The following is a 19283-nucleotide window of genomic DNA, read 5'->3' on the forward strand; positions in this document are numbered from 1 at the left end:
TCCCAATCCTCGAGCGACACCCGACCCGGAGCGCGCACCCCCCCGCTACCGGCCGTTCGGCCCGCTCCTTAGCTCGTCGATTCGTTGCGCGACATCCCGGTATCCGGGATCCTGGGTGAAGATCCCGTCGAAGCATTCCATCGCCCGGTCGGCGCTCCCGGCCATGGCATGGGCGATCCCCATGTCGTAGCGGAAGGCGAGGGCTTCGTGGGACGAAGGCTCCGTGAGGTCCAGGCCGGTCTGGCACCAGCGGATCACGGAACGGGGCATGTCCTTCTTCAGGAAACAGGTGCTCAGCATCCCGCAGCACTGGATCACCTGGGGATCCCCCTTGCGCATCTCGATCCCCTTGAGGGCGGCTTCGAATTCCCTGATCGCCTCGTCCGTCAGTTCCATGTCCCGGTAGGCTATGCCGAGGCTGAAGTGCTCTTCAAAGGACGCGCGGGCGGCCTCCTGGACCTCGGGGGAACGGACCTCGTCCATCAGGTCCGCGAACATCTCGTTGAAGAAGGGATCGGTCCCTGCGGTGTCCCCGTGCCCCGCCGGATCCGAGGCGGCGTCGACATCGACGATCTCGAAGGACTCCTGCAGCCCGTCGTCCGGCGGGGTTTCGGGGTGGTCGAAAAGCGCGATCTCCCCCCCGGCAGAAGCGGCGGGGCTTTCCCCGGCATCCGGCTTCGGCCCGCCCAGCTTTTCGTAGCGGGAGGCGAGTTCGGGGTGCCCGGGGTGGGCCCGGGCGATCTCGGCGAGCTTCGAATACGCTTCGTCCTCGAACCCGAGCCTGATGTAGAAATCGACTTCCTGAAACTGCTCCTCCAGCGACTTGCCGGATGCGGCGGCGAAAGCCCCGGATTCCGCCCCGTCCGCGGCGGCGCCCTCTCCGCCGGAGGGGAGGGGGCCCTCCGCCATGAACTCGTCGAGCAGGTCTCCCGAAAGGTCCTCTTCCGCCGGCGACTCCGCGGACCGTTCCTTGAATTGGGGTTTCACCGCCTCAGGATCGATCCCCCGGCTGCGGGCGTATTCGGCCAGGTCGATCTCGCCGCCGGCCGTGCCCGGATCCAGTTGCCCGGCTTCCGCCAGGTAATTCCGGCACGAGGCCTCGCTCCCTTCCGCCTGGTACAGGGCGGCCAGCAGGAGGCACTGCTCGGCCGCCTCGGCCTGACGGTCCTCCGATTTATAGAAGGAGAGCAGCCGGACCCGAACCTCCTTGTCGCACGGATTGCGCCGCTGGAGGTTTTCGAGCAGGCTCAGCGCCTTGTCCTTCAACCCGTAATTGAGCAGGAGATCGACCTCCACGACATTTTCCGAGGGGCTCTCGCCGGACAGGTCGCCATATTCCTTGGCGGCCAGCGGCGCTGCGGATTCGGCGGCCGCTTCCCCGGGCCCCTCCGCGGGAGGCGCATAGGGGACATCGGGATAGGCGGCCGTAAAGGCCTCGTAGTGCAGCTGCCGGTGTTTCTCGCTGTCGGGGTCGGAGTGGAGGATCTTCTCGATCTGCTCGAGAGCTTCGATGGGCCTGCCCTGGCTCATGAAGTGATCGGCCAGCTGGTCCTGGACGGAGAGACAGCGCGCGGAATCTCCGGTCGCGGAATAGATGGCGGCGAGGCGTACCAGGGAGGGCGCGTACTCGGGATCCTTCCCGAGGATCTGCTCGCACAGGTCCACCGCACGCCCGGTTTCCCGCCTCGTGATGAGGGTGGGGATGATGGTGTCCAGGCACTCCATCGCTTCGTCGTACGCCCCGTTTTCGATCAGGGCGGCGGCGGCCGGGAAGAAGCTCTGGTACCGGGACTCGTCCAGGGAAAACGCCACCTTGCAGGCCTTGATGGCCGATTCCGTGTCCCCCGTTTCCATGCACGCGCGCCCCAGCATTTCGCGCAGGTCCGGGTTGTCCGGGGCCGCGGCCACCGATTTTTTCAGCAGTTCCAGGGCGGAGGCGGGATCCCCCGTCCTGAGGGAGCAGTCGAAAAATCCCTTCAGGGACTCCAGGTCGAGCGGATCGAGCTCGATGGCGGCCCGGTACGACTGGAGCGCCCCGGCGGCATCCCCTGCCTTGGCCTGGGCGCGGGCGGCCCCGGCCCAGTGCAGGCGGGCCTTTTCCCCGTTCCCCTCGGCGAGGTGGAGCTGGGCCAGCTTCCGCCGGATCCCGATGTTCAGGGGATCGAGCTCCGCGATCTTTTCATGGATTTCCAGGGACTCCCGCGTCTTCCCTTCCCTCTCCAGCAGATCGATCACCCGCTGGTATTGCCGGCACGCGTCCATGCCGAGCCCCTGCTTGGCGTACAGCGACGCCATGGTGGAGTTGACCTCGACGTTGTCGGGGTCGGAACCGAGGATCTTCTTGTAGACGGCGATCGCCTTGAGGAAGAAATTGTTGTTGACGTAGGCTTCCGCCACCCGAGAAAAAAACCGGTTGGCCTCCGCCACGTCCTTCTGTCGCAGATAGAGGTCGCCTATCGTGTTGAGGATGAGAACGTCGTCGGGATCGAGCTCGACGATCTTCCGGTACTCGGCGATCGCCAGGCGGATCTTCCCGTGGAGCACGTACCTTTCAGCGTCTTCCAGTAATTTGGCTTTGCTATCAGCGGCCACCGTACTTCCCCTCCAGCAAACGCTTTCTCAGACTTCTGCAAGTCGCCAATGACGGCAGGCGTGACGCCGGCTCCGCGGGCGCTCCCGGCTATGGGGCCGGAGACGCTTCGGGAGCCCGGGCGGTTCTCCCGGCTTCCTTCAACCGGGCGGCCTTGCCCCGGCGGCCCCGGAGAAAATAGAGGCGTGCGCGGCGCACTTTTCCGCTCTTGACCACCTCCATCTTTTCGATGATGGGGGAATGCACCGGGAAGATGCGCTCGATGCCGTATCCGGAGGAAACCTTTCGAACCGTGAAAGTCGAAGAAATGCCGTTGTTCTTGTGGGCTATGACGACACCCTCGAACACCTGGATACGGTATTTTTCCCCTTCCTTGATCTTCACGTGAACCTTTACCATATCTCCTGGACGGAAGCGGGGAAGATCGGTTCGCATTTGGGAGCTTTCCACTGCCCGAACTAAATCCATGACTATGACTCCTTAATTTTGGGCCAACCGCTCGTTGATTAGCTCCGGGCGGGCCCGTTTCGTTTTCTCCAGAGCTTGTTCCTTACGCCACTCGGCTATTCTCGCATGGTCCCCCGAAAGGAGCACTTCCGGAACCGTGTGTCCCCGGTATTCGGCGGGCCGCGTATACTGCGGATAATCAAGCAACCCGCTCGAAAAACTCTCATTTGCGGCCGATTCAGGGCACCCGAGGGCGCCCGGGATCAGCCGCACGATCGAGTCAAGGAGCACCATGGCCGGGATTTCTCCGCCGGTCAGGACGAAATCTCCGATGGAGATCTCCTGATCCACGAGATGATCTATCACCCGCTGGTCCACTCCTTCGTATCGGCCGCAGACCAGGATCAGATGCGGAATTGTGGAAAATTCCGCGGCCAGGCCCTGGGACCAGGGTCTCCCCTGGGGGGACAACAGGACCACCCGGCTCTTCCCCTTCTCCCCCGACCCCAGGCACGCCTCTATCGCCTCGAAAAGCGGGGCCGGCATGAACACCATCCCCTCGCCTCCGCCGTAGGGGCGGTCGTCCACCGACCGGTGCCGGTCCCGGGCGAAATCCCTCAGGTTGACGAGCCGGACATCGGCCAGTCCCGACTGCCGGGCCCGGCGAATTATGCCACAATCCAGCACGCCCGTGAACAGCTCGGGAAAAACCGTTATGATATCAAACCTCATTTGCCCAGGTCCATCAATCCTTCCGGGGGGTCCACCCATATCCGCTTCTCTTCAACCGATATCCTGACGCAGATGGGAGCCACGGCGGGGATCAGGAATTCCCGCTCCCCCAGCCCGACCGCCAGCTGGGTGTTTCCGGCGATGTGCAGGATCCCGCGCACGCTGCCGAGCGGGTTCCCCTCGAGGTCCTCGACCCGGCACCCGACGAGGTCGTGATCGTAATAGGTCCCTTCGGGGAGGTCCCTCACCCGGTCTCCCGGGATCAGGACCCAGCAGTCGACGTACTCTTCCGCGGCTCCGATGCTGTCCACGCCGGCGAACTTCAGTACCCTGCGCCCCCGGTAGTCCCACGAGTCCTCGAGGGTCAGCCGTTTCGGCCCGCCGTCGGCGGGCTCGACCCACACCTCGTCCAGGCCGTCAAAACGATCGGGAAAATCGGTGTGCAGCTCCGCCAGGACCTCTCCCCGGTTCCCCCTGGTCCTGGCGATTCTGGCGATGGCGATAAAAGGAGGTGTTTCCTGTCCCACTATTCCAGGATTTCCAGGACAAACCGTTTCTTGAGTTTCATGCCTGCCGCACCCAGAAGAGTGCGGATGCATCGGGCGGTCCGACCCTGCTTGCCGATTACCTTGCCCAGGTCGCTCGGGGCTACACGAAGCTCCAGAACCGTCGTCTGCTCCCCCTCGACCTCGGTCACCGTAACCTGTTCGGGATTATCTACAAGCGCTTTCGCGATCAATTCCACCAGCTCTTTCATACGCGCCTCCTCCGAGACCACTCGAAATCATCCAGCAGAAAGCTCACCCGGGCATCGCTGCAGAAATGGAAGAACGCGGCATCAGCTGGCGGCTGCGGGAGCGGGCGGCGCGGCCTTTTTCAACAGGGAATTCACCGTATCCGAAGGTTGGGCACCGCATGCCAGCCAGTGGTGCACTCTGTCCATGTTCAATTCGACCAGCGGCGGGTTCGTCTTCGGATTGTAATGTCCGAGGATCTCCACGAAACTCCCGTCCCGGGTCTGTCTTTGCTCCATCACCACCACCCTATAAAAGGGCTTCTTCTTCGCCCCCATGCGCGTCAAACGTATTCTAAGCAAAACGCCTCCTCGTATCCTGAGATCGTCAACCCGCACCGTGCGTGCGGTCTAAACCATGCTAATTCTGGCACATAAAAAGACCGGATTCAACTGCCGCAAAGACGCTGCCGGAAGGCAGAACCGCGGACCGCCGGCCGGACCAACACAACCCGAAATATTTCATGGACTTACGGCCTTCCGCCGGCTCCGCCCCTCCCGGAATGCGGCCGGGATTCCCCCGGCCTAGCGCGGCAGCTTCATCCCCTTCATCAGGCGGGGCATGATGCCGCGGCTCAGGCTTCGCATCATTTTCCTGGTTTCGACATACTGCTTGAGCAGCCGGTTGATCTCGGAAACGGGACGCCCGCACCCCCGGGCGATGCGCTTCTTCCTGCTGCCGTTGAGGATCTGGTGGTTGCCGCGCTCGGCATCCGTCATCGAATCGATGATGGCCTCGATATGGATCAGTTCCTTCTCGTCCACCTTCATCTGGCCGATGCCCCGCAGCGGCCCCATGTTCGGCAGCATCCCCAGGATCTGCTCGAGGGGGCCCATTTTCCGGATCTGCTTCAGCTGGTCGCGGAAATCCTCCAGCGTGAAGGCATCCTTGCGGATCTTCTCCGCCATCGCCTCGGCCTGGTCCCGGTCGACCGTGTCCTCGGCCTTCTCGATCAGCGACAGGACATCGCCCATCCCCAGGATGCGGCCCGCAAGTCTGTCCGGGAAAAAGGGCTCGAGCGCCTCGACCTTTTCCCCCGTCCCCACGAACTTGATCGGCTGCCCGGTCACGCTCTTGATGGACAGCGCCGCCCCGCCGCGGGCGTCCCCGTCCATCTTGGTCAGGATGACTCCGGTCAATCCCAGTCTCTCGTGAAACTCCCGGGCGCTGCGGACCGCGTCCTGGCCCGTCATGGCGTCCGCGACCAGCAGCACCTCCACCGGGGGGGTCGCGGTGCGGATCCGGTCGAGCTCCCGCATCATCTCGTCATCGATGTGAAGCCGGCCGGCCGTGTCGATGACGAGGACGTCGTATCCCCCGTTGCGCGCGTGGCGCAGCCCCTTTTCGGCCCGGGATACCGGGTCCAGGTCCGCGGGGTCGTCGAAATACCCGAGCCGGTTGGCGGCGCACAGCACCCGCAGCTGTTCGACCGCGGCCGGACGGTAGACATCGACCGACACCAGCAGGGGGGTATGGTTGTTCTTCACGAGCCACTGGGCGAGCTTGGCGCTGCTGGTGGTCTTCCCCGATCCCTGCAGCCCGACCATGAGGAACACGCTCGGCGGCTGCTTGGAAAACCCGAGGCCCGCCTGCTCCCCCCCGAGCAGCTCCACGAGCTCGTCGCGCACCACGCGGATGACCTGCTGGCCCGGGGTCAGCGACTCGAGCACCTCCTGCCCCAGGGCCCGCTGCTTGACCCGCTCCACGAATTCCTTGGCGAGCTTGAAATGGACGTCGGCGTCGAGCAGGGCGTTGCGGATCTCGCGCGCCGTCTCCTCGACGTGGCGTTCCGAGACCCGTCCCTGGCCGCTCAGGTTCCTGAGGATCTTCTGAAGCTTGTTGGATAGACCGTCCAGCATACCCCTTCCCGTCGAAAAAAAGCATAATCATACCTGATTTTTCGGGAAATGCCCCAAAAAGTATGCGCCCCCGGGGCGGGGGGGCGGAATCTTCCATTGGCTTCGGAAAGGTTTGTGGACTAAGATGAGGTTTTTTGCGGCGTTGGAGACCTATGAAGCACGTAATCGCGGGGACGGCGGGGCACATCGACCACGGCAAGAGCGCGCTGGTCCGCGCGTTGACGGGGGTCGACCCTGACCGCCTGAAGGAGGAGCAGCAGCGGGGCATCACGATCGACCTGGGGTTCGCCCACCTCGACCTGGGGGACGTCCAGGTCGGGTTCGTGGACGTGCCGGGGCACGAGAAATTCGTCAAGAACATGCTCGCCGGGGTGGGGGGCATCGATTTCGTGCTCCTGGTCATCGCCGCCGACGAATCGATCATGCCGCAGACGCGGGAGCATTTCGACATCTGCCGCCTCCTCGGGGTGAGCGCCGGGATCGTCGTCATCAACAAGGTCGACCTCGTGGACCCGGAGATGCTGGAACTGGTCGTCGACGAGGTGACCGAAGCGATGGCCGGGTCCTTTCTGGAAAAAGCCGAAATCATCCCCGTCAGTTCCAGGACCGGCGAGGGGATCGAACAGCTGAAGCGCTCGATCCACGACCTGGCGCTGGCCGCCCCCCCGCGGCCCGGAAACAGGCTGCTCCGGCTTCCGATCGACCGTGCCTTCAGCATCCACGGTTTCGGCACCGTGGTGACCGGCACGCTGACCTCGGGCGAGATCCAGAAGGACCAGGAGATCGAATTCGTACCGGGCGGACTGACGGCCAAGGTGCGCGGGCTGCAGGTGCACGGCCGGATGACCCCGCGGGCGGTGGCCGGCCAGCGCACGGCGGTCAATCTCCAGGGGATCGACCTCGCCCAGGTGGAACGCGGAATGGTCGTGACGGTCCCCCGCCTCTTCCGCCCCACGCAGATCCTGGATGTCCGGTTGTCGCTCCTGCCCGACGCCAAGCCGCTGCGGAACCTGGTCAAGGTCCGCTTTCACCAGGGGACGCTGGAAGTGCTCGCGCGCGTCGCCCTCCTCGGGCAGGACACCCTCGCCCCGGGGGAGACCGCCTACGCCCAGCTGAGACTGGACGCCCCCGCCTTCTGCCTCCACGACGACGCCTTCATCATCCGGCGCTTCAGCCCCACGATCACCATCGGCGGCGGCCGCGTCCTCCACCCGAACCCGTCCAAGCACAAGAGCACCGACGGGCGCACCCTCGCCGCGCTCAAGGAGCTGGACCGGGGGGGACTCGAAGCCAAGATCCCGGTGCTCATCGCCACCGACGCCAAGCGGGCGGTGACGGTGGGGGGGCTGAATTCGCTCCTGGGGCTGCCGGGGGCCGAAATCACCCGGATCTGCGCGGAACTGGCGAAAGCGGGGCGCATCGTCATGATCCCGGCGCCTTCCCCCATCCTGACCCTCCCCTCGGTGGTGGCCGACCTGCAGGAGGAGACCCTGGCGCGCGTCGCCGCGTTCCACAAGGACAACGAGCTGCAGCGGGGGATATCGAAGGAGGAGCTGCGCAAGCGTTTCTACGACGACGTCCCCCTCGAGGTGTTCCGCCACTGTCTCGACCGGATGGTGGAAGCGCGGCAGATCGTTTTTCTCGGGGAGGCGGTCTCCCTCTACGGCAGGGAAATCCAGCTGTCGGAGGAGGAGGAGACACTCCGGGAGATGATCGAAGCCGCGGTCCTCGAGGCCGCCTACCAGCCCCCCGCCATGGCCGAACTCCAGGCATCCATTCGGGCGGACGCCGAGGCGGTCCGCCGGATCTTCTTCTGGATGCTGAAGGAAAAGATCCTGGTGAAGCTGTCCGACGACCTCATCTATCACCGCGAAACGCTCGAGGAAATGAAGGGGCGGATCCGGGCGGCGTACGCCCCGGGGGCCCGGTTCGGGGTAGCCGACTTCAAGGACCTTTTCGGAATCACGCGCAAACACGCCATCCCCCTGCTCGAACACTTCGACCGGGAGAAATTCACGCGCCGCCTGGGCAACGACCGGGTCCTGGTGTAGGGCCGCCCGGGGGATGCATTGACATTGATACCTTACTCAAGTACGCTTGAGACAGTTCGATACTGGAGGCTATAGTATGTTTGGAATGGGAACGACGGAACTGCTCATAGTTCTGGCCATTGTTGTCCTGATTTTCGGCGTCAACAAGATCCCCCAGCTGGGCAAGGGCCTCGGAGAAGGGATCCGCAACTTCAAATCGGCCATCAAGACCGCCCACGAAGACCCGGAAGAAAAACCGAAGCAGGAAAAGCAGTAACCCGCCTGATTTGCGTTCACCTCCTCCGGGCGGGCAAGCGGAGCTCCGTCCGGCCGGAGGGCCTCAGGATTTCCGCGCCAGGAAACGGCCGGAATCCCCCCATTCCCCGTAGGCGATGGAGCCCCCGGACTCCCTGATCCGGGCCTCCAGGAGTTCCACGCTCTCCTCCGGCTCCTGGTCCAGGCAGGGCTTGTTTTCATACAGCAGGTAGTCGTGGCGGTACCTCGCCGGGGTGAGGTTCGGCATGACCACGTTCGCCCCCGCCCGGATCGCCCTTTCCCTCCCCTCCGGATCGATCGCCTGCATGGCCGTGGTGGCCGCGATATTGATGTCCGGCATCATCACGCGCAGCAGCGCGACCATCCTGAGGGAGAGCTCGAGCCGCTTCCGGGGGGGCAGGAGCTCCAGCGCGTGGGTGTACAGGGGAGTATCGGGGTGCTCGATATAGGGCCCCATGCCGATCATGTCCACGTCCAGGTCACGGAAGAAGAGGAGGTCGTCGGCGAGATCGGCCGCCGTCTGGAAGGGCGCCCCGATCATCACGCCCGTCCCCACCTGGTACCCCGCCTCGCGCAGGGCCCCGAGGGCCTCGAGGCGGGACGCCTGGCTGTGGCGGGCGTCTTCGGGGTGGAGTTTCCGGTAGAGGTCCGGGCTCGAGGCCTCGATGCGGAGCAGGTAGCGGTGCGCCCCGGCATCGAGCCAGCGGCGGTAGGTGTCGGGCGACTGCTCCCCCAGAGACAGGGTGACGTGCAGCGCGCCCCCCCCGAGCGCACGGATGCGCCGGAGGATGCGCTCCATCCTGGCGACGAATTGCGCGTCGTCGCGCTCCCCCGCCTGGATCACGATCGAACCGAAGCGGCGCTCCAGCGCCAGCCGCGCGGCGGCCAGCGTCTCCTCCTCCGTCATCTCGTATCTCGACGCGGCGGCGTTGCCCGAACGGATGCCGCAGTAGAGACAGTCCTTGGAACAGATGTTCGAGTATTCGATCAGGCCGCGCAGGTAGACCCGGCCCCCCACGCCCGAGCGCTTCACCACCGCGGCCCGGGCCAGCAGCGGCCCGCACTCCCCTTCGTCCGCTTCCAGCACCCGGATGAGGTCGCCCCTGTCGAGGCTCGTCTTCCCCAGGATCTCCGCGATGGGTTTCATGCTCCTTCCCTTCTCAGCACGGCGGGTCGAGGGGAGCGGCCGCTTCGCCGAGCCAGGCGAGGTAATCGCCGTCGCCGGCGGTGATCGGCAGGGCGGCGATTTCGGGAACCTCGTAGGTGTGGAGGCGGCGGATCTCCCGGCGCACCGCCTCGAAATTCTCCGCGCGGGTCTTGACCAGCAGCAGGCACTCCGGTTCCCGGCAGACCTCCCCCTTCCAGCGGTAGACGCTGAGGACGCCGGGGACGATGTTGACGCAGGCGGCCAGGCGCGCCTCGACGAGAGCGCGCGCGATCCCCTCCGCGGATTCCGCGCCGGCCGCGGCGCACAAAACAACGATTTCACCCGTTTCAGGCTTCCTTGAGTGTTGCATCGGGCCCCGCCTCCCTTGTATTATGCCAGTGTCGAGCACAATCTCATAAACCCTGGTACGACCCTGGCGCCCGATGGCCTACGCGAAGCACCGGCAGTCGCATAAAAAAGAACTCTACTACATCCTCTGCATCGTTGCGGTGACGCTCGTCCTTTCCTTCAGTCTCTTCGGCCCGGGAGGGTATCGCGACCTGCGCCGGGCGCGGCTCGAGCTCGAGTTGCAGAGGGCGCGCGTGGAGGAGCTCGAGCTCGGCAACCAGCAGCGGATGCGTTCGATCGAGGCGCTGCGCTCGGACAGGGACGCGCTCGAAAGCTACGCGCGACAGAAAGGGTACGGGAAAGAGGGGGAGATCATCCACCACTTGCCCGGGGAGTAGCGGAAGCCTTCAGGCGCTCCACACCACCTTGCCCCTGACCACCGTCATCGCCGGTCCGCCGCGGAGGCTCCACCCCTCGAAGGGGGTGTTGCGGCCCCGGGAAGCGAATGTTCCCGCGCGCACCTCGGTCTGCCGCTGGAGGTCCAGGACCGTGATGTCGGCCCAGGCCCCGGGGGTCAGCGTCCCCCTCTCCAGGTTGAGGATCCGCGCCGGGTTGAGGGAAAACAGCTCGGCCAGGCGCTCCAGGCCGATGACGCCCGGGCGCACGAACCGGTCGCAAACGAGACTGACGGCGGTCTCGAGCCCCACGATCCCGAAGGGGGCGCGGTCGAATTCGAGCATCTTGTCCCCCAGGGTGTGCGGCGCGTGGTCGGTGGCGATGACGTCGACGGCTCCGGAGGCGATTCCCTCGACCAGGGCGTCCACGTCGTCCCTCCCCCGCAGCGGGGGGTTCATCTTGGCGTGGGTGTCGTAGGAGGCCACCCGTTCGTCCGTCAGCAGAAGGTGATGGGGGGTGACCTCGCAGGTGAGGTGCGCCCCCCCCTCCCGCCTGGCCCGCGTCACCGTTTCGAGCGATTTCCGGGTGGAAAGGTGGGCTATGTGGATACGGGCCCCGGTCTGCCGCGCCAGGATGGCGTCGCGCGCCACCTGGACTTCCTCGGCGGCGGGGTTGATCCCCCGAAGCCCCAGCCGGGTGGACCAGTACCCCTCGTGCATGACGCCGCCGGCCGCGAGCGCCAGGTCCTCGCAGTGGTCGATGACGGGCAGGTTGAAGAGGCGCGAATACTCCAGGGCCCGGCGCATGACCTGCCCGTCCGATACCGGATGACCGTCGTCGCTGATGGCCACGATCCCCGCCCGGACCATCTCCCCGATCTCCGCCAGGGTCTCCCCCCGGCTTCCCCGGGTGATGGCGCCGATGGGGTAGACGGCGATCCTGGAGACCTCGCGCGCCCGCTTCAGGATGTAGGTGGTGACGGCCTCGGAATCGTTGACCGGCTGGGTGTTCGGCATGCAGGCGACGGCGGTGAAGCCGCCGCGCGCCGCCGCGGCGGTCCCGGTTTCGATGGTCTCGGCGTCCTCGCGCCCCGGCTCGCGCAGGTGCACGTGCATATCGATGAAGCCGGGGAGGACCGCCAGGCCCCGGGCATCGACCTCCTTGCGCCCCTTTCGGGCGATCCGGGGGGCGATCTCGACGATCCGCCCGTCATCGATGCCGACATCGGCCACCCGGTCGTACTTCCGGGAGGGGTCCACGACTCTTCCTTGACGCAGTATCAGTTGCATAGGCCCTCAGCGGGACTCCCTCCCGGGCTTCAACCCGGAATTTCCGGAAAGCAGGTACAAGACGGCCATGCGGGTGGCGACCCCGTTGGCGACCTGGTCGAGGATGACCGAATACTCCGCGTCCGCCACCTCCGATTCGATTTCGACCCCGCGGTTCATCGGCCCCGGGTGCATGACGATGGCGTTTTTGCGGGCGCCCCGCATCCTCTCGCGCGAAAGCCCGTAGAGGTTGAAGTACTCCCTCGCGGAGGGGATGAAGGCCTCGTTCTGCCGCTCGTTCTGCAGCCGGAGCATCATGACGACGTCCGCCCCCTCGATCGCCTCCTCCATGAAGCCCGTAACGCGGGCGCCGAGAAGGTGAAAATCCGCCGGGATCAGGGTCGGGGGGCCGCACACCCAGACCTCGGCCCCCATCTTGTGAAACAGGAGGGTGTCGGAGCGGGCGACGCGGCTGTGGGAAATGTCCCCGATGATGGCGAGCTTCAGCCCTTCCAGCCGCCCCTTCATGGAGCGCACGGTCAGGGCGTCCAGCAGCGCCTGCGTCGGGTGTTCGTGCATCCCGTCGCCGGCGTTGACCACCGAGGAGCGGCATTCGGTCCCGAGCAGGTGCGGAGCGCCCGCGCAGGCGTGGCGGATCACGATGATGTCGGGCGCCATCGCCTCCAGGTTCCGGGCGGTGTCGAGCAGGGTCTCCCCCTTGGTCACGCTGCTCGAGGAGGCGGAGAAATTCAGGATGTCGGCGCTGAGCCTCTTCTCGGCCAGCTCGAAGGAGGACCGGGTCCGGGTGGAGGGCTCGAAAAAGAGGTTGACGACGGTCTTTCCCCGGAGCGCCGGGACCTTCTTGACCGCCCGCGCGGAGACCTCCCTGAGGGCCTCGGCCGTATCCAGCACGAGCCCGATGTCCTCCGCGGAAAGCTGTTCGATGCTGAGAAGGTCCTTCTGGCTGAGAGATGCCATCGTGCTCGCCTTCGCGGCCCGGCCACGGCCGTTCGGCCTGCGGGCCGCAGGATAAATGTTACGCGCCCCCGCCCCGCCCGGGGCTTTTCGCGCCCCGCGCCCTCCGGGTGCCGGCCGCCGGCCGCGGCCTGCCCAGGAGCACGACGCGCTCCTCCCCGTCCTCCTCCTCGAGCCGGACCTCCACCGTCTCGTCCTCCTCCGTCTGGACCGTCTTCCCCACGTAATCGGCCTGGATCGGAAGCTCGCGGTGGCCGCGGTCGACGAGGACCGCAAGCTGCACCCTCCGGGGCCGGCCGAGGTCCACGAGGCCGTCGAGGGCGGAGCGGATCGTCCGGCCCGTGTACAGGACGTCGTCCACCAGGACCAGGCTCCGGTCGTCGATGTCGAAATCGATCAGGGTCTCGCGCAACATCGGCCGGTTGCCGATCGCGGTCAGGTCGTCGCGGTAAAGGGTGATGTCCAGGATCCCGAGGGGCACCGGCCGCTTCACCGCCGCTTCGATCCGGCGGCAGAGGCGCCGGGCCAGGGGCACCCCGCGGCGGCGGATGCCGATGACGGCGAACGCCTCCTCCGGCCCCAGCTTCTCCACGATCTCGGCCGCCATCCTCGTCAGGACAAGGTCGATTTCGGCCGCCGTCATCAGGGATTTGCCTTTGATCTTTCTCATTTGAGATTCGGGCTGTACAGTATATGTTTGTAATTTCGCGGCGATAATAGCACACGGCAAAAGCGGTGTAAACGCCCGCAGACTGATTTGACATGCTCGATAAAAAGGTAAAGATCAAGGCCATCCGGGACCTCGGCGCGGGCAACCACCTGCTCGTCATCGCCTCTCCCGAACAGGCGCGCCTGGTGCGCCCCGGCCAGTTCGTCATGCTGAAATGCGTGGAAGACACGGGGGAGAACCCCCTCCTGCGCCGCCCCTTCACCATCTTCAACATCCATCGCAACGCCCGCAGCGGGAAACCGGCGGGGCTCGAGCTGCTGGTGAAGGAGGTGGGGGTAGGGACCCGCAAGCTGGTCTCCGCGCGCCCGGGCCAGACGCTCGATTGCCTGGGCCCGCAGGGGCACGGGTTCCAGCTCCCCTCCGACCTGCCGACCCGCGTGACCACGGCCTGCCTGGTGGCCGGCGGGGTGGGGATCGCCCCCCTGCTGCTGCTGGCCGAAAGCCTCCTGACCCTTCGGGTCAAGCCCATCCTGTTCTACGGGGGGGGCACCGTGGCCGACCTGGTGCTCCGGGAGCCGTTCGAAAAGCTCGGGATTGACATCATCACCTCGACCGAGGACGGCTCGCACGGGGAGCGCGGGCTCGTCACCGAACCGCTCGCGCAGTTTCTCCGGATCCACCCCCGGAAGGACATCCGGCTTTACGCCTGCGGCCCGTGGGGGATGATGCGGGGGGTGCACGAGCTTGCGGTCGGTCACGACCTCCAGTGCGAGGTGAGCCTGGAGGCGCGCATGGGGTGCGGCCTGGGCGCCTGCCTCGGCTGCGTGGTCGCGAGCCCCGCCGCCGAGGGGCGGCCCTACCTGCGGGTGTGCCAGGACGGCCCGGTCATGAACAGCCGCCTCGTCCGGTGGGATATCGAACCGGTATAGGGCAGGGGAGCGACACGACGCGCATATGAAACCGAATTCGAACGATCGGGCGCCGCTCAAGGGCCCCCGCCTGGGGGTGGAGATCGCGGGCGTGCACTTCAAGAACCCCGTCATGACCGCCAGCGGCACCTTCGGTTACGGGCTGGAATTCGCCAGGTACATGGACCTCAATGCCATCGGCGGCATCGTGGTCAAGGGCCTCTCGATGAAGCCGATCCCGGGCAACCCCCCTCCGCGGGTGTACGAAACCGCGTCGGGGATGCTGAACGCCATCGGCTGGCAGAACATCGGCGCCGCGGAATTCGTCGCGGAAAAGCTCCCCGGTCTCAGGGACTACGACACCAACGTCATCGTCAACATCGTCGGTTTCGAGCTCGACGAGTACCTGGAAGTGGCCCGTTTTCTCAACGACCGCCCCGGAATCCACGCCCTGGAACTCAACATCTCCTGCCCCAATGTCGGCAAGGGGGGGTTCCATTACAACAAGGACCCCCGGGACACCCACAGGATCACGGCCGAGGTCCGCAAGGCGTCGCCCCGGCTCCCCCTCTGGGTGAAACTCTCCCCCAACGTCACCGACATCCGCGAATTCGCGCGGGCGGCGGAGGAGGCGGGGGCGGACGCGCTCTCGGTCATCAACACCCTGGTGGGCATGGCCATCGACGTGCGCTCCCGCCGGCCCCGGCTGCGCTTCCGGACCGGCGGCCTCTCCGGCCCCGCCATCAAGCCGGTGGCGCTGCGTATGGTCTGGGAAACGTGCCAGGCCGTCCGCATCCCGGTAATCGGCATGGGCGGCATCTCCACCACCGAGGACGCCCTGGAATTTCTCATAGCGGGCGCGCGCGCGGTGCAGGTGGGGACGGCCAATTTCTACGAGCCGGCCGCCTCCGAGCGCATCGCCCTGGGGCTCGCGGAATACTGCCGCTCGCACCGCATCGACGACATCCACGAAATCATCGGGAGCCTGAGAGACTATGAATGATGCCCGGTCGCGCCTGATCGTAGCGCTGGACGTCCCCGACCGCGCGGCCGCGCTGGCCGCCGTCGACCGGCTTTCGGGCCGGGTCGGGGTCTTCAAGATCGGCCTGGAACTCTTCACGGCCGAGGGTCCCCGCCTGGTGGAGGAGATCCGCGGGCGCGGCGAGCGGGTGTTCCTGGACCTGAAACTGCACGACATCCCGAACACCGTGCGCGGGGCCGTCCGGTCGGCGTGCCGGCTCGGGGTGGACATGCTGACGCTGCACGCGAGCGGGGGCGCCCCCATGCTGACGGCGGCCTGTGAAGAAGCCCGGGAGTCGGACACTCCCCCGCTCCTGCTGGCCGTCACCGCCCTGACCAGCCTCTCGGCCGCCGACGTGGCCGCCCTCGGGGTCGGCGGCACGGTCGAGGCCTGGGTGGAGACCCTCGCGGAACTGGCGCATCGCTCGGGCATCCGGGGGATCGTGGCCTCGAGCAGGGAGCTGCCGGTGCTCCGGAAGAGGTTCGGGCGGGAAATGCGGCTGGTGATCCCGGGAATCCGGCCCGCGGGGGCCGATGCGGGGGACCAGGCGCGGGCGGCGACGCCCGGGGAGGCCATCCGCGGCGGTGCCAGCTTCATCGTGGTCGGCCGGCCGATCCTCAAGTCGGGGGACCCCGCCCGGGCGGCCGACGCCATCGTGACGGAAATCGCCAGAGGGCTGGCACCCGGATAGGCGACGGCCCGGAGCCGTCGGCGGAACCCATGAACAACGACCGCGACCTGACCATCGAGAAGCTGGCCCCGCTGATCGAGCGGAGGAAGATCTCCCCGGTGGAGCTCACCCGGCTGCTGCTCGACCGCATCGGGCGGATCGACCCCGTGCTCAACACCTATATCACCGTCACCGCCGAAAGCGCCCTGGCCTCCGCGCGCCGCGCCGAGCGGGAGATCTCCCGGGGGCGATACCGGGGGGCGCTCCACGGCATCCCCGTCAGCCTCAAGGACCTCTTCTGCACCCGGGGCGTGGCCACCACCGCGGGATCCAGGATCCTGCGCGGGTTCGTACCCGATCGGAACGCCCTGGTGGTCGACCGCCTGCTCGGCGCCGGGTGCCTGCTGCTGGGCAAGACCAACATGCACGAATTCGCCTTCGGCCCGACCAGCGTGAACCCCCATTACGGGCCGGTGCGCAATCCCTGGGACCCCGGCCGCATCGCCGGGGGCTCGAGCGGCGGCAGCGCGGCCGGCGTCGCCGCGGCGCTCGCGATCGCCTCGCTGGGGACCGACACCGGGGGCTCCATCCGCATCCCCGCCGCGGCCTGCGGCTGCGTGGGGCTCAAACCCACGCGCGGCCTCGTCCCGCTCGACGGCGTCATCCCCCTTTCGTTCACCCTGGACCACGCCGGCCCGCTCTGCCGCTCGGTGGCCGACGCCGCGGCCCTGCTGCTGGCCCTGTCCGAACCGCGTTTCGAGTCCGGGAAATGGCGCCGGATGCTCCGGGCGATGCGGCGCGGGGTGAAGGGGCTCCGGGTCGGCGTGCCCCGGGACCATTTTTTCGACCACATCCAGCCGGCGGTCCGCCGCGCCGTGCTCGACGCCGTGGAGGTTTTCCGCCGGCTGGGGGCGGAGGTGAAGGAGGTCAGGCTCGAGGGGATGGAGCCTACGGCCCGGCTCGCCGAGGAGATTACGGGGGACGAGGCCGCGGCCTATCACGACCGGTGGCTGGCCCGGAGGGGGGCGGTTTACGGCCGCGACGTCCGGCTGAGGCTCGCCCCCGGGAGGCGGGCGACCGCCGTCGCCTATCTCCAGGCGCTCGAAGAGATGCGGGCCTACGGGGAAAGGCTCGACCGGGTCTTCGAATCGGTCGACGTGCTGGCCGCGCCGACCCTGCCGCTCGCGCCCCCGGCCCTCGACCAGACGGAATTCCGCTCGGGGAGGAGGCGCGAGGACGTCCGCGCGGCGCTGCTGCGCCTGACGCGCCCCGGGAACCTGTCGGGACTGCCGGCGATCAGCCTCCCGTGCGGCTCGACGCCGGGCGGGCTGCCGGTGGGGCTGCAGCTCCTCGGGCGGCGGCGCGACGAGCCCACGCTCCTTCGCGCCGCCTGCGCCTACGAGACCGCCACGGAGTGGCACGAACGGTTCCCCCCCGACCCTGCCGGAGCCTGATCCCCCCGGGGGGGCACCGGTGACAGACAGGTGTATGATGAAAATTGCGCTGGCACAGATCAATACGACCGTCGGAGACATCGCGGGAAACCGCGACCGGGTGCTCCGGGGCCTGGAAAAGGCCGAGTCCCTCGGCGCCGACATCGCCGTCTTCCCCGAGCTCTGCCTCACGGGGTATCCCCCCAGGGACCTCCTGACGCTCGACGGCTTCGTGGAAGCCAACCTCGGGGCGCTCGGGGAGATCGCCGCGCGCTCGGGCCGCACGGCCGTCGTGGTCGGGTTCGTGGACCGCAACGCCGGGCAGGAGGGGCGCGATTTCCACAACGCCGCGGCCCTGCTTGCCGAGGGGCGGGTACAGGGGATCGTCCACAAGACGCTGCTGCCGACCTACGACGTTTTCGACGAGGACCGCTATTTCGAACGGGCCGGCGAGGTCCCCGTGATCCCCTTCCGCGGCAGGACCCTCGGCCTCTCCATCTGCGAGGACGCCTGGAGCGCCCGGGACCTGTGGCCCAGGCCCCTGTACGCCGTCGACCCGATCCGCAACCTGGTGGAGCGGGGGGCGGACCTCCTGATCAACATCTCCGCCTCCCCCTTCGAGACGGGAAAGCCCCGCTTCCGCCACGGGCTGCTGCGCGAACAGGCGCGCAAGTACCGGGTGCCGCTGATCTACACCAACCTGGTCGGGGGGAACGACGACCTCGTCTTCGACGGCCACAGCCTGGCCCTGGGAAGGGGGGGGAACCTCATCGCCGCGGGACGGGGATTCGAGGAGGAGATCCTCGTCGTGGATCCCGATTCGGAGCGGGACGAAGGGTTTCAGGAAACCGCCGACATCGAGCTCCTGCTTGGCGCGCTCACCCTGGGAACGCGGGACTACGCCCGCAAGTGCGGCTTCCGATCGGCCGTCCTGGGGCTCAGCGGCGGGATCGATTCCGCGGTGGTCGCCTGCATCGCGGCGGAGGCGCTCGGACCGGACAACGTCCTCGGGGTCGCCATGCCGTCGATCTACTCCGCCCCCGAGAGCGAATCCGACGCCGCGGCGCTGGCCCGCAACCTGGGGATGCGGCAGGAAACCATCCCGATCCGTTCGGTCCACGACGCCTTCCGCGGGGCCCTGGAGCACAGCTTCGCCGGGCTCGGGCCCGATGTCACCGAGGAGAACCTGCAGGCCCGGATCCGGGGCACGATCCTGATGGCGCTGTCGAACAAGTTCGGCCACCTGGTCCTGAGCACGGGAAACAAGTCGGAACTGGGGGTCGGCTACTGCACCCTCTACGGCGACATGGCGGGGGGGCTGGCGGTGATCTCCGACGTGCCGAAGACGATGGTGTACGCCCTAGCCCGCCACATCAACCGGCGGGGCGAACGGATCCCGCAGAACACCCTCGTGAGGCCCCCGACGGCGGAGCTGTGCCCCGGCCAGACCGACCAGGACACCCTCCCCGAGTACGACATCCTGGACGGCATCCTGAAAGCCCGGATCGAGGAGCGGATGGGGTTCGAGGAGATCGTGGCGCGGGGGTACGACCCGGGGACGGTCCGGAAGGTCCTTCGCATGATCTACGCCAACGAATACAAGCGCCGGCAGGCGGCGCCCGGGCTGAAGGTGACCAGCCGCGCCTTCGGCCCCGGCCGCCGCATGCCGATAGCGATGAAACTCGACCTGTAGCCGGGCGATCCCGGCGGCCGGAGAGG

At 67.1% G+C, this 19283-nt stretch carries 20 protein-coding genes; 8 read left to right on the top strand and 12 right to left on the bottom strand.

The window, feature by feature from the left end; genetic code table 11:
- Nucleotides 1-45: 45 nt before the first annotated feature.
- From GXY47_03810 to ffh, 7 genes are all read right to left on the bottom strand, one after another.
- The gene (locus GXY47_03810) at nt 46-2592 is read right to left on the bottom strand and encodes a tetratricopeptide repeat protein (GenBank protein NLV30259.1); all 2547 of its coding nucleotides are present in this window, start codon (nt 2590-2592) and stop codon (nt 46-48) included.
- Between the two features lie 88 nt (nt 2593-2680).
- A complete protein-coding gene (gene rplS / locus GXY47_03815; protein ID NLV30260.1) occupies nt 2681-3058 on the bottom strand; it encodes a 50S ribosomal protein L19 in 378 nt (125 codons plus the stop codon).
- A gap of 12 nt (nt 3059-3070) precedes the next feature.
- The gene (gene trmD / locus GXY47_03820) at nt 3071-3769 is read right to left on the bottom strand and encodes a tRNA (guanosine(37)-N1)-methyltransferase TrmD (GenBank protein ID NLV30261.1); all 699 of its coding nucleotides are present in this window, start codon (nt 3767-3769) and stop codon (nt 3071-3073) included.
- Nucleotides 3766-4296, bottom strand: coding sequence for a 16S rRNA processing protein RimM (gene rimM / locus GXY47_03825; protein NLV30262.1), 531 nt, complete (start codon nt 4294-4296; stop codon nt 3766-3768). The genes trmD and rimM overlap by 4 nt, the downstream gene beginning before the upstream one ends.
- Nucleotides 4296-4526 (bottom strand): KH domain-containing protein, encoded by a 231-nt coding sequence (locus tag GXY47_03830; protein ID NLV30263.1) that lies wholly within the window; start codon nt 4524-4526, stop codon nt 4296-4298. The genes rimM and GXY47_03830 overlap by 1 nt, the downstream gene beginning before the upstream one ends.
- Before the next feature lie 81 nt (nt 4527-4607).
- On the bottom strand, nt 4608-4865 hold the full coding sequence (rpsP, locus tag GXY47_03835; protein ID NLV30264.1) for a 30S ribosomal protein S16: 258 nt from the start codon (nt 4863-4865) through the stop codon (nt 4608-4610).
- 222 nt (nt 4866-5087) lie between these two features.
- Nucleotides 5088-6422, bottom strand: coding sequence for a signal recognition particle protein (gene ffh / locus GXY47_03840; GenBank protein NLV30265.1), 1335 nt, complete (start codon nt 6420-6422; stop codon nt 5088-5090).
- A 152-nt stretch (nt 6423-6574) separates the two neighbouring features.
- On the opposite strand from ffh, the gene selB reads away from it, so the two are divergent.
- Both selB and GXY47_03850 read left to right on the top strand, forming a co-directional pair.
- Entirely contained in the window at nt 6575-8473 is a 1899-nt protein-coding gene (selB, locus tag GXY47_03845) for a selenocysteine-specific translation elongation factor (protein ID NLV30266.1), read from the top strand.
- 76 nt (nt 8474-8549) lie between these two features.
- Complete coding sequence (locus GXY47_03850; GenBank protein ID NLV30267.1) at nt 8550-8729, top strand: twin-arginine translocase TatA/TatE family subunit; 180 nt, start codon at nt 8550-8552, stop codon at nt 8727-8729.
- Nucleotides 8730-8792: 63 nt separating this feature from the next.
- Here the strand turns inward: GXY47_03850 and hydE are convergent, their stop codons facing one another.
- On the bottom strand, nt 8793-9875 hold the full coding sequence (hydE, locus tag GXY47_03855; protein ID NLV30268.1) for a [FeFe] hydrogenase H-cluster radical SAM maturase HydE: 1083 nt from the start codon (nt 9873-9875) through the stop codon (nt 8793-8795).
- A gap of 13 nt (nt 9876-9888) precedes the next feature.
- Nucleotides 9889-10245: a divalent-cation tolerance protein CutA gene (locus GXY47_03860; protein ID NLV30269.1), complete on the bottom strand. Its 357-nt coding sequence runs from the start codon at nt 10243-10245 to the stop codon at nt 9889-9891.
- A gap of 73 nt (nt 10246-10318) precedes the next feature.
- Between GXY47_03860 and GXY47_03865 the strand changes: the two genes are divergently transcribed.
- Nucleotides 10319-10621, top strand: coding sequence for a septum formation initiator family protein (locus GXY47_03865; protein NLV30270.1), 303 nt, complete (start codon nt 10319-10321; stop codon nt 10619-10621).
- Between the two features lie 9 nt (nt 10622-10630).
- Here GXY47_03865 and GXY47_03870 read toward each other — a convergent pair whose 3' ends face one another.
- The 3 genes from GXY47_03870 to pyrR are packed head-to-tail and all read right to left on the bottom strand — an operon-like array spanning nt 10631 to nt 13505.
- The gene (locus tag GXY47_03870; GenBank protein NLV30271.1) at nt 10631-11908 is read right to left on the bottom strand and encodes a dihydroorotase; all 1278 of its coding nucleotides are present in this window, start codon (nt 11906-11908) and stop codon (nt 10631-10633) included.
- Nucleotides 11909-11914: 6 nt separating this feature from the next.
- On the bottom strand, nt 11915-12865 hold the full coding sequence (locus tag GXY47_03875; protein ID NLV30272.1) for an aspartate carbamoyltransferase catalytic subunit: 951 nt from the start codon (nt 12863-12865) through the stop codon (nt 11915-11917).
- 58 nt (nt 12866-12923) lie between these two features.
- A complete protein-coding gene (gene pyrR, locus GXY47_03880) occupies nt 12924-13505 on the bottom strand; it encodes a bifunctional pyr operon transcriptional regulator/uracil phosphoribosyltransferase PyrR (GenBank protein NLV30273.1) in 582 nt (193 codons plus the stop codon).
- Nucleotides 13506-13624: 119 nt separating this feature from the next.
- Here pyrR and GXY47_03885 point away from each other — a divergent pair, with 119 nt between their 5' ends.
- The 5 genes from GXY47_03885 to GXY47_03905 are packed head-to-tail and all read left to right on the top strand — an operon-like array spanning nt 13625 to nt 19257.
- Entirely contained in the window at nt 13625-14461 is an 837-nt protein-coding gene (locus GXY47_03885) for a dihydroorotate dehydrogenase electron transfer subunit (GenBank protein ID NLV30274.1), read from the top strand.
- Nucleotides 14462-14486: 25 nt separating this feature from the next.
- Complete coding sequence (locus GXY47_03890) at nt 14487-15443, top strand: dihydroorotate dehydrogenase (protein NLV30275.1); 957 nt, start codon at nt 14487-14489, stop codon at nt 15441-15443.
- Nucleotides 15436-16152 carry an orotidine-5'-phosphate decarboxylase gene (gene pyrF / locus GXY47_03895; protein ID NLV30276.1) on the top strand — a complete coding sequence of 239 codons (717 nt, stop codon included), beginning with the start codon at nt 15436-15438 and terminating at the stop codon, nt 16150-16152. Before GXY47_03890 ends, pyrF begins: the two co-directional genes overlap by 8 nt.
- Before the next feature lie 29 nt (nt 16153-16181).
- On the top strand, nt 16182-17585 hold the full coding sequence (locus GXY47_03900) for an amidase (protein NLV30277.1): 1404 nt from the start codon (nt 16182-16184) through the stop codon (nt 17583-17585).
- A 37-nt stretch (nt 17586-17622) separates the two neighbouring features.
- The gene (locus tag GXY47_03905) at nt 17623-19257 is read left to right on the top strand and encodes an NAD+ synthase (GenBank protein NLV30278.1); all 1635 of its coding nucleotides are present in this window, start codon (nt 17623-17625) and stop codon (nt 19255-19257) included.
- Nucleotides 19258-19283: the final 26 nt, after the last annotated feature.

The organism is Acidobacteriota bacterium (assembly GCA_012729555.1).
In the GTDB taxonomy this organism is placed as follows: Bacteria; Acidobacteriota; UBA6911; order UBA6911; family UBA6911; genus UBA6911.